This is a genomic window from Amycolatopsis sp. M39, assembly GCF_001651785.1.
GTDB lineage: Bacteria > Actinomycetota > Actinomycetes > Mycobacteriales > Pseudonocardiaceae > Amycolatopsis > Amycolatopsis rubida.
In genome coordinates this window covers 1-9,960 of the sequence record NZ_LWSF01000031.1, presented here as the reverse complement: position 1 = coordinate 9,960, position 9,960 = coordinate 1, and the positions used below count along the sequence as shown (strand labels likewise).

Below are 9,960 nucleotides of genomic sequence, written 5' to 3'. Positions count from 1 at the left end.
TGATCGGCGACGCAGCCATCGAGGTCATCGCGGCCGAGGGAATGCGCGGGCTGACTCACCGCGCCGTCGATCGAGTGGCCGGGCTTCCCTCGGGCTCGACGTCGTACTACGCACGCACCCGCGTCGCGCTGCTGGAACTGGCCGCGGACCGGATGGTCGCGCTGGACCAGGCCGAAATCGTCCCGCCGGAAGGAAAACTCGCGGAGTTCCTGGGCGCGACGGTCCACCGCTCGATCACCGCTGGTCGCACCAGAATGCTCGCGCGCTACGAATTCGCGCTTGAATCGACCCGGCGGCCGGAGTTGCGGGCCCGATACGACGCCGGCGGACTGGAATTGCGCCGCCGGTGCGCGGAAGTGCTTGCCGCGGCTGGTTCTCCGACTCCGGAGGAGCACACCCGCGTGCTGATCGGCTGGCTCGACGGATCGATCTTTGACGCGCTAGCAGGCACGGGCTCCCTCACCCCGCCGACCGAAGCCGAACTGGTTGCCGGAGCCCGTGCCGTGCTCGCCGGATTGGGGCTGCCGCACGCCTGATCAGGCGTCGCGGCGGTTCAGCAGTGCGGTCCCGGCGCCGATCCCGGCGGCCGCCCAGGCGAGGCAGACCAGCACGCCGGCCCAAGGCCCGTAGGGCGGCACGCTGCCCAGCAGCGGGTTCACGTCGCCAGGCGGCACCATCGCGTTCATGCCCGCGAAGGCCGGGAAGTAGTCCATCGCCGCGGGGAACACGTACGACGACATCAGCATCGGCAACGGCAGCAGCAGCACGATCACCACCACCAACGTGCCCGCCGCGCTGCGCAGCACGAACGAAATCCCCAGGCACAGCACGCCGAGCAGCGCGAAATACGCGCCCATGCCCAGCGCGGTGACCGCCCCCTGCGACAGTGACGTGGAACCCCCAGCCCCACGCATCAGCACCGAGGCGACCGCCATGCCCAGCACGGCGACGACCACGCCGTAGCCGAACAGCACCGGCACCAGCACCGCGGCCTTGGCGGCGGTGACCCGGGCCCGCACCGGAACCCATTGCAGCGTCGAGCGAATCGACCCGCTGGTGTACTCGCTGGTCACGAACAACGTCGCGACCGCGAGCACGCAGAACTCGACCAGATAGATCGCCCCGCCGTTGACAATGCCGTGCGCGGATTGCGCCCGATCGCTGCCCGCGTGCTGGGAGATCCCGCTGACGACGGAGCAGAACGCCATCAGCAGCACTCCGCCGATCAACGACCACCACGTCGCCCGCACCGACCAGAACTTCGTCCACTCCGCCGAAATCGCCAGCTTCGTCATGCCGTAACCCCGTATTCCACCGATCCGGCGGTCAGTTCCATATACGCCTGCTCCAGCGAAGCGGTCCGCTCGGCAAGTCCGTGCAACCGGACGCCCAGTTCATAAGCCAGGTCCCCGATCTCGGCCGCGGTCGCCTCGTCGACGAGCAGTTCGCCGCTCTCCCCGGTCAGCACCGACCGGCCGTTCCCCTGAAGCCAGTCCGCGAGTTTCGCGCGCCCAGCCGGATCCGGCACGAGGACCGCGACCGACCGGTTCGAGTTGCCCGCGATGAAGTCGCCGATCGCCGCGTCGGCGAGAATCGATCCCTTGCCGATGACCAGCAGCCGGTCCGCGGTCAGCTGCATTTCGCTCATCAGATGGCTGGACACGAACACCGTGCGACCTTCGGCGGCGAGCGAACGCATCAGCTGCCGCACCCAGCGGACGCCGTCCGGGTCGAGACCGTTGATCGGCTCGTCGAACATCAGCACGCCGGGGTCGCCGAGCAGGGCGCCGGCGATGCCGAGCCGCTGGCTCATGCCGAGCGAGAACGTCCCGGCGCGCTTGCCCGCGACGTCGCTCAGCCCGACCGCCGCGAGCACTTCCTCGACGCGGCTCGCGGCGATTCCGTTGCTGCGCGCCATCGCGAGCAGGTGTTTGCCCGCGCTGCGGCCGGGATGCACGGCTTTCGCATCCAGCAGCGCACCGACTTCCCGCAGCGGAAACCGTAGTTCGGCATACGGTTTGCCGCGGATCAGCGCGTCGCCGGAGTCTGGCCGGTCTAGTCCGACGGTCATCCGCATGGTGGTGGACTTGCCCGCGCCGTTCGGGCCGAGGAACCCGGTCACCGTGCCCGTCTCGATGACCGAGGTGAGGCCGTTGACCACGGTTTTCTGGCCGTAGCGCTTCGTCAATGCGCGAAACGTGATCATAGGGCGAAGTCTGCGCCCGCGCGGGGTGCGCGGACATCGGCCGACCGTCCTGGACCGACCCTGACTTTGGGTGGGGTCGTGAGTGGCGAGCACGGTTCTCACCGTGCTCGCCACTCACGACCGGCGGGTGGTGTGCCGGGTCGGCTTGGCGGTCGCGGGGTCCTCCGGCCACGGATGTTTCGGATAGCGGCCCCGGAGATCGGCGCGGACGGCGGCGTATCCGGTACGCCAGAAGGATTCGAGATCGGCGGTGACCGCGGCCGGGCGACCGGCGGGCGAGAGCAGGTGCAGCACCACCGGCACGCGGCCGTCGGCGAGCGACGGCGTCTCGGTCCAGCCGAACGTCTCCTGCAGCTTCACCGCGAGCACCGGCTGGTCGCCGCGGTAGTCCACCCGGTAGTGCGAACCGGACGGGACTGCAAGCCGGTCCGGGGCGAGTTCGTCGAGCCGCGCGGCTTCGGGCCAGGGGAGGAGACCGCGCAGGGCGGTTCCGGCGTCGACGTTGGCCAGATCGGCTCGGCGGCGGACCCTCGACAGGTCCAGCCAACTGTGTACATCGGACAGCAGAGCCTTGTCGTCCATTGAAGGCCACGGATCGCCCAGCACGCGGTGCAGGAAGGCCAGACGTTCGCGGAGCCGGGTGCCGTCTTGGCTCCAGCGCAGCAAACCGAGGCCTTCGGCGCGGAGTCCGGCCACGACTGCGTCATGGACAAGCTGCGGGTCAGGGTTGCGTAAGGGCTTTTCCGACAGCACGATCGCGCCCAGCCGGCGGACGCGCCTAGCGACGACATCGCCGTCCCAATGCACTTCGTCCACTTCGGACACCAGGGCCGGTGCGGCCCGGATAGCCAATGCCTGGTCGGCGGTCGCGGCGAGACGGATGGTGCCGTGCACCCGGCCCGGGTCGCGGGTGGCTTCGGCGACAGCCAGCCATTCGGCGTCGCCCAATCCGCTGCCGCTGGGCAGTTCGGCCGCAGTGCCGCTGGCCATCAGATACACCGGGGCCGATCCCGGGCGCCGCCGCGCCAAGCGTTCCGGGTGGGCGAGGGCGACGACCAACGCGGCGTCCGGGGCTGCGGAAGCCGGCGAATTGACCAGCGCGGCCAGCCGTTTCGCGTCCCGCTGCCACCGGCGGGCCGCGTCGTCGTGCGCGGAACGGAGCCGTCGCAGTTCGGCTTCGACATCGGTCAGCGTCGCTCCGGCATCGAGCAGCGCGACCACTTCCGCCGCTGCCCGAGCACCGACCGCCTCAGCGCCGTCCAGCAACGCACGCGCCAGCCGGGGATGCAGACCGAGGTCGGCCATCTTCTGTCCGCGCGGCGTGACAGCACCGTCTGACGTGGTCGCGCCGAGCGTGACGAGCAGGCTCCGCGCGGCGGCGAGCGCACCTTCACCGGGCGGATCCCACCAGGCGAGGCCCGTTCCGTCGGGAGTGGACCAGCAGGCGAGTTCCAACGCGAACCGCGCCAGCTCGGCGGTGCGGATTTCCGGCTCCGGATACGCGGGCAGCGTCGCTTGCTCGTGCTCCGGCCAGCATCGGTACGCCCGGCCAGGCGCTTCGCGACCTGCGCGACCAGCGCGTTGTTCCGCCACCGCAGCCGAAACTCGCACCGTGGCGAGCCCGGCGAGACCACGTCGGTGGTCCACGCGAGGGACNCGAGGGACGCGTGCGAGACCCGAGTCCACGACTGTGCGGACGCCGGGAACGGTCAGGCTCGATTCGGCGACGGCGGTCGCCAGAACTACCCGGCGCCGGTCGCGTGGCCGCAATGCTTCGTCTTGCCGGGCAGCGGAAAGCCGTCCGTGCAGCGGAAGCACGTCTGCGTCCAGCGAACTCAGCAACGCCGACGTACGCGCGATTTCCCCGGCACCCGGGAGGAACGCGAGCACATCACCGTCTCCTTCGGAGAGGGCTTTCCGAATCGCCGAAGCGACTGTGGCTTCTGGGCGTTCCCCGCGAGCCGGAGCGCGGTAGCTCAGCTCAACCGGATATGTGCGCGCGTGTGCGGTGATCACCGGGGCGTCGCCGAGCAGTTCGGCCAGCCGTCCAGCCGCGACCGTTGCCGAGGTCGCGAGCAGCCGCAGGTCGTCGCGCAGTCCGGCGCGGACGTCGAGGAGCAACGCGAGCAGCAGATCGGCGTCGAGGTGGCGTTCGTGGCATTCGTCCAGCAGGACCGTCGACACCCCGGCCAGTTCGGGATCGTGCTGCACTCGCCGCACCAGCAGCCCCGACGTGACCACCTCGATTCGCGTGCGCGACGACACCTTCCGGTCGCCGCGCACCGCGTACCCGACCGTCTCGCCGACCGTTTCGCCCAGCAGCGCGGCCATCCGCCCGGCTGCGGTCCGCGCAGCCAGCCGACGCGGCTCGGCGACCACGACGCGTCCTTCGCCGCGGTTCAGCGCGAGCGGCACGAGCGTGGTCTTGCCGGTGCCGGGCGGGGCGACGAGTACTGCGGTGCCGTGGTCGTCCAGCGCGCTCAGCACGGACGGCAGCACCGCGCGGACGGGCAGGTCCGGCAGCGAGGCTAGGTCGGTCACTGCTCGGTGATCTCCGGTGGATTCGGCAACGGGTAGTTCGAAGGCCCGATGTTCGTCTCCAGCGACTTCCGCCAGGCCCCGGTCGACACCATCTTCCGGATGGCGTCGTCGACCGCGTGCTGGCCCTCGGTATCGCCCTTGCGCAGGCCGATGCCGTACCGCTCAGTGGAAAACGGGCGGCCGACCACCTTCAGCAGCTCCGGATTCTGCGCGGCGTACCCGGCGAGGATCACCGCGTCCGTGGTGACCGCGTCGACCTGGTTGGCCAGCAGCGCCGTCACGCAGTCCGGATACCGCGGGTACTCGACCAGCTTCACCAGCTGCGCGAACTTGTCCTTCACCATCTGCGCGGGCGTCGAGCCGGTGACCGAGCAGAGCCGCTTGCCGTTGAGGCTTTCCGGGCCGGTGATGTCCGGCGAGGTGAGCCGCACCAGCAGGTCCTGGCCGGTGACGAAGTACGGGCCGGCGAAGCCCACCTGCTGTTTCCGCTTGCCAGTGATCGAATAGGTGGCCACGACCAGGTCGACCGCACCCGAGGTGAGGTCCGTCTCCCGGCGGGCCGGGGTGGTCTCGTGCCAGGTGATGCGGTCCGGTTCGACCCCCAGTTCGCGTGCGACGAAAGTAGCGACATCGACGTCGAAACCGGCGAGCCTGCCGTCGACGGTCCGCTGCGAAAGTCCCGGCGCGTCGAACCGGATTCCGATGGTCAGGTGGTCGCCCTCACGCGCCCGGGTGGGAAGCGGATCGTCCTTCGATACCTCCGAAGCTCCGCAAGAGACGCAGCTGACCAGCAGAAACACGGCAGCGAGCACTGCGCGTAACCGCATCGGTGCCTCCGCTCCGCCGGTTGGCTGCTCACATAGTTCTCAGGTCAGACGGCTAGCCTAAGCGCGTGCGCCGACTGCCCCAACCTGTACTTGACACCATCGGCACGCTGGCCCGGCTCGGGCTGGCTGCCGTGTGGCTCGTGTCCGGCGGCCTGAAGATCGCCGATCCGGGGCAGACGTACATCGCCGTGCAGGCCTACGACGTGCTCCCGCACGCACTGGTGCGCCCGGTCGCCACCGGGCTGCCGCTGCTGGAGCTGGTGCTTGGGCTGCTGCTGCTCGCCGGGCTGGCCACGCGCTGGGTCGCGGGCGTGTCGCTCCTGCTGCTGGCCGTGCTCGTCGCGGGCATCGCGCAGTCGTGGGCGCGCGGGCTGAGCATCGACTGCGGCTGCTTCGGCGGCGGCGGGCGCGTGGCCGCCGGGCAGACCGAGTACCCGCAGGAGATCCTGCGCGACACCGGCTTCGCCCTGCTCGCGGTGTGGCTGCTCGCCCGGCCGCGCACCTGGTTTTCGGTCGACGGCTGGCTCGGCTGGGGCAACGGCAGGAACGCCGGGAACTCCGGCGAGGACCCGGACGACTACCCCAAGAGCATCGCGGAAGGGAATTAGGAACAGTGGGTGGAGCTGCGCGCAACGCGCGGAAAAGCCGTCAGCAGGCGGCGGCCGCGAGGTCGGTCGCCCAGGCGCGGGGCTCGAAGAGCGACCGGAACAAGATCATCGCGGTGGTGGTCGCCGTCGTGGTGGTCGCCGCGCTCGTGATCGGCGGCGTGCTCTGGATCAACTCAAGCAAGAACGCCACACAGGACAGCGCGATCCAGCCGGGCACGACCTCGTCGCTCGGGCCGGGCGTGGTCGAGAAGCGCGACGGGGCCGTCGTGTCGGTCGGCAAACCGGGCGCGTCGAAGACCATCGACCTCTACGCCGACTTCCTGTGCCCGTACTGCGCCAAACTGCAGCAGGACTTCGGGCCGCGGATGGAGAAGGCGATCAACGACGGCCAGCTCACTGTGCGCTACCACATGGTGATCCTGCTCAACAAGAACTCGGACCCGCCGGGTTACTCGCTCGATTCGGCGAATGCCGCGCTCGCCGCCGCCGACCAGCAGAAGTTCACCGCGTTCCACGACGCGCTGTTCAAGAACCAGCCGCAGGAAGGCGGCCGCGGGTACGACAAGGCCCAGCTGATCAAGCTCGGCCAGGACCTCGGGATCAGCGACCCGAAGTTCGCGCAGACGGTCAACGCCGGCACCTACGACCAGCAGCTGCAGACGGCGTTCCAGCAGGTCCAGAACGACCCGAAACTGCAGCAGGACTTCGGCAACGGCCAGGTCGGCTTCGGCACCCCGACGGTCGCGGTCGACGGCAAGGCCGTTCCGGCGCAGGGCGACTGGCTGGCGAAGATCTTGGGCGGCTGACCTGATCCGGTCAATTCGCCTGTCCGGGCACAACCCGTCCGCTAACCTGGGCCGCAGGGTTCAGGGGAGGGGCGGGTTGTGTCCGGTTTTCATGTCGACGACGGCGCGTACGAGAACTACGCGAAGCAGGTCGACCCACTCGGCGACGAGGTGCGTTCCGCGGCGAAAGCGCACCTCGGCCCGCATGTGACGCTGTCCGGCGACGGGTTCTCCGCGATCGGGGACGAATCCGGGTTCGCCGGCGCGTACGGCGCGCGCATGCGGGCGTTGCAGGAACGGATGCACGCCCTCGGCGGCGGCTGGCACGACGTCGGCGAGGCCGCTCGGCGCACGCAGGGCAACTACGCCGCAGTGGAGCAGGAACACGGCGACGCGATGCGCAGGCTTTCGTGAACGCCCCGGTCGACCATCTGGTCCGCAACGGGCTGGACACCACCAATCAGTTCGCCGCGAAGCTGAAGCACGATCCGTCGGCGATCAACGGCGCGCGCGACGGGCATGTCGCGCTGCAGACGTCCGTCGGCCACGCCAATCAGCACGCGGGCACTCAGCGGGTGAATCTGGCGCAGGCCAGCTCCGGGGCGACCTCGGAGCGCGCGGTCCAGACGTCGAAGGATCTGGAGAAGGAAGTCCAGGACCTTCTCGACGAGAGCGCGGAAATCGAGCGGGCGGTCGCGGACGCGGCGGAGACGCTGCACGTCGGCGAGATCCGCAATGACCAGGTGCGGGACCAGATCCTGCGGGAGATCGCGCCTTCGATGAAGGCGCTGGCCGCGGTCAACGGGATTCAGCCGCCGGAGAGCCGGGCGGCCGCGGCGCGGCAGATTCTGGTGCAGCTGCAGACGAAGATCGGGCAGCTGACCGGGCAGGCGGCCACGTTCACCGAGGAGACGCTCGGGAAGCTGACCGGGCTGGGACAGCGGCTCGGCGGGTCGGAATCGACCTCCGCGAGCAGCGCGACAACGTCGGTGCCGCAGGCGTTCAACAACAACGGCGCACACGCCAGCCACGGTGGTGGCGGGGGCGGCGAGAGCGGCGGCGGTGGAGGCGGCGGGTATGCCGGGAAGCCGCGATTGCCGGTGGCCGTTCCGCCGCAGCCGGGCAGCGGGGTCGGGATCAACCTGCCGGGCGGGAAAACCGTGATGGCACCGAACGAAACCGCGGCCAAAGCGGTTCGGGCGGCGTTGTCTCAGCTGGGCGTGCCGTACGTGTGGGGCGGGACCGCGCGCGGGCAGGGGCTCGACTGCAGCGGGCTGACCATGACGTCCTACCAGGACGCTGGGCTGCAGTTGCCGCGGACGGCCAAGCAGCAGACTGTCGGGGCCGAGGTGCCTTCACTTGACCAGTTGCTGCCCGGGGATCTGGTGGTGTGGTCCGGGCACGTCGCGATGGTGATCGGCGACGGGCAGATGGTCGAGGCCGGGGATCCGGTGCAGATCAGCAAGATCCGGACGACCAACGCCGGACAGCAGTTCATCGGGTTTTACCGGCCTACGGGGTGAGTGGTGGCTGAATTCGATCTGGATCGCGCCGTGGCGCGGGTGATGGAGGAGGCCTCCCGGACCGGGGAGGCGGCTGCCGCCCGGTTCGAGCGGGCTGGGCCGGTGGTCGGGAAGGCTGCTGCTGGCGGGGTTTCCGTCGAGGTCGCGCCTGGGGGATTGCTGACTGGGTTGACGTTGACGCGGGCTGCGTTGCGTGGTGGGTCGGAGGCGGTGGCTTCGCAGATCTTGGAGTTGTCGCGGCGGGCTGAGCGGCGGGCCGGGGATCGGATGCATCAGGTCTTGTCGCCGGTTTTGGGGGCGGAGGCCGTGGCTGCGCTGGGGTATGCGGCGTTGACTGAGGATGATCCCGATTTTTACGACGAAGAGCCGGTGGTGTTGTGAAGACTCGGGAGCTTATCGAACTGGCTCGGTCTCGCGAGGCCGCGGTGGGCCAGGTCGCCTCGTTGATGGCGGAGGCGCGGGGGTCGGCTCATGCCTTGGACGGGTCGGTTGAGGTGACGGTGGATGCGTTGGGGGCGTTGAAGCGGTTGTGGCTCGCGCCTTCGCTGGTATCGGCGGATCCGTCCCGGGTTTCGGCTTTGGTGCTTGAGGCCGTGCGGGTGGCGATGGCTGAGGCTGAGCAGGATTGTTACAACCGGGTGGGGTTGCTGCTGGGGGAGGAGGCTGGATTGCTGGTGGAGGCGTTGTCTGGGCGGGCGGCTCCGGCTCGTTCTTCGGATGACGACCCTGGGATGACGGTGGAGGAGTTTCAGCGGTTGCGGGGGGAGAGGCTGGGGGAGAGGCGGTTTCCTGCTCCCGCTCCTGTTTCTGTTGAGTCCACTGTGGATTCCGCTGCTGCGGAGGAGTGGGAGGGGTTTGATCCGGCGTCGTTGCGGTCGGATCGGTGATGGGTGCTGCTTCGGTGGCTGGCCTGGTTTCTTCTTCGGTGGCTGGCCGGTTTTCCGAAGAGGGCTGACGCCCCCTTCGGGGGTGGTGGTTGCGTGGGGCACCCCGAAGTTGAGTGTGACTACGGCGCGGGGGTGCTTGTCAAGGCGGGAAAGATGCCTTGACAAGCACCCCCGCGCCGTGTTTTTGGCTTCGTATCGGGGTTGGGGGTGGTGTGGGTGCGTCGGTGGTGTGGGTGCGTCGGTGGTGGGGTGCCTCGGTGCGTCGGTGCGTCGGTGCCTCGGTGCCTCGGTGCCTCGGTGCGGCTGGGCGGTGGGGTGCGTCGGTGCGGTCGGTGGTGGGCCCAGCGAGGTTCTCGAATCGATAGCGCGGTCTGCGGCGGTGCTTGCCGAGGTGAGTTGGGTGCTGGCTCGTCGGCGGGGCATCCCGCGCACTAGTGCTCAGTGGGCGTTCGGTGCGTCTGGCGCGCCCCAATACCGCATTGGGCCGGGCCGGGTGCGGCGGCTGGGTGCGTGAGGGGAACCCTGAGGGAATCAGGGTGGATTCGAGGGGTCGTTGCAACGCGGGTGGTTCAACTGGTTTTGG

11 protein-coding genes are annotated in these 9,960 nt (G+C 69.5%); 7 read left to right on the top strand and 4 right to left on the bottom strand.

Annotated elements, in window-relative coordinates:
* Positions 1-2 precede the first annotated feature (2 nt).
* Positions 3-536, top strand: a complete 534-nt coding sequence (locus tag A4R44_RS39375) for a TetR/AcrR family transcriptional regulator (RefSeq protein WP_232791977.1) — start codon at positions 3-5, stop codon at positions 534-536.
* Here A4R44_RS39375 and A4R44_RS39370 read toward each other — a convergent pair whose 3' ends face one another.
* The 4 genes from A4R44_RS39370 to A4R44_RS39355 form a co-directional block, all read right to left on the bottom strand.
* The gene (locus A4R44_RS39370; RefSeq protein WP_067592855.1) at positions 537-1,295 is read right to left on the bottom strand and encodes an ABC transporter permease; all 759 of its coding nucleotides are present in this window, start codon (positions 1,293-1,295) and stop codon (positions 537-539) included.
* On the bottom strand, positions 1,292-2,206 hold the full coding sequence (locus A4R44_RS39365; RefSeq protein WP_067592852.1) for an ATP-binding cassette domain-containing protein: 915 nt from the start codon (positions 2,204-2,206) through the stop codon (positions 1,292-1,294). The genes A4R44_RS39370 and A4R44_RS39365 overlap by 4 nt, the downstream gene beginning before the upstream one ends.
* 114 nt (positions 2,207-2,320) lie before the next feature.
* Positions 2,321-4,747, bottom strand: a complete 2,427-nt coding sequence (gene hrpB, locus A4R44_RS39360) for an ATP-dependent helicase HrpB (RefSeq protein ID WP_067592850.1) — start codon at positions 4,745-4,747, stop codon at positions 2,321-2,323.
* Entirely contained in the window at positions 4,744-5,574 is an 831-nt protein-coding gene (locus tag A4R44_RS39355; RefSeq protein ID WP_067592847.1) for a glutamate ABC transporter substrate-binding protein, read from the bottom strand. The genes hrpB and A4R44_RS39355 overlap by 4 nt, the downstream gene beginning before the upstream one ends.
* A 98-nt stretch (positions 5,575-5,672) precedes the next feature.
* Here A4R44_RS39355 and A4R44_RS39350 point away from each other — a divergent pair, with 98 nt between their 5' ends.
* The 6 genes from A4R44_RS39350 to A4R44_RS39325 all read left to right on the top strand — a co-directional run bounded on the left by A4R44_RS39350 (position 5,673) and on the right by A4R44_RS39325 (position 9,377).
* Positions 5,673-6,182 carry a MauE/DoxX family redox-associated membrane protein gene (locus tag A4R44_RS39350; protein ID WP_067593074.1) on the top strand — a complete coding sequence of 170 codons (510 nt, stop codon included), beginning with the start codon at positions 5,673-5,675 and terminating at the stop codon, positions 6,180-6,182.
* A gap of 5 nt (positions 6,183-6,187) precedes the next feature.
* Positions 6,188-6,988, top strand: a complete 801-nt coding sequence (locus tag A4R44_RS39345) for a thioredoxin domain-containing protein (protein WP_067592844.1) — start codon at positions 6,188-6,190, stop codon at positions 6,986-6,988.
* 78 nt (positions 6,989-7,066) lie between these two features.
* A complete protein-coding gene (locus A4R44_RS39340) occupies positions 7,067-7,381 on the top strand; it encodes a hypothetical protein (RefSeq protein WP_067592841.1) in 315 nt (104 codons plus the stop codon).
* Positions 7,378-8,490 carry a C40 family peptidase gene (locus A4R44_RS39335; protein WP_067592838.1) on the top strand — a complete coding sequence of 371 codons (1,113 nt, stop codon included), beginning with the start codon at positions 7,378-7,380 and terminating at the stop codon, positions 8,488-8,490. Before A4R44_RS39340 ends, A4R44_RS39335 begins: the two co-directional genes overlap by 4 nt.
* Positions 8,491-8,871 (top strand): hypothetical protein, encoded by a 381-nt coding sequence (locus A4R44_RS39330; RefSeq protein ID WP_093574182.1) that lies wholly within the window; start codon positions 8,491-8,493, stop codon positions 8,869-8,871.
* 44 nt (positions 8,872-8,915) lie between these two features.
* Positions 8,916-9,377 (top strand): YbaB/EbfC family nucleoid-associated protein, encoded by a 462-nt coding sequence (locus A4R44_RS39325; RefSeq protein ID WP_232791976.1) that lies wholly within the window; start codon positions 8,916-8,918, stop codon positions 9,375-9,377.
* The last annotated feature ends 583 nt before the right edge of the window (positions 9,378-9,960 follow it).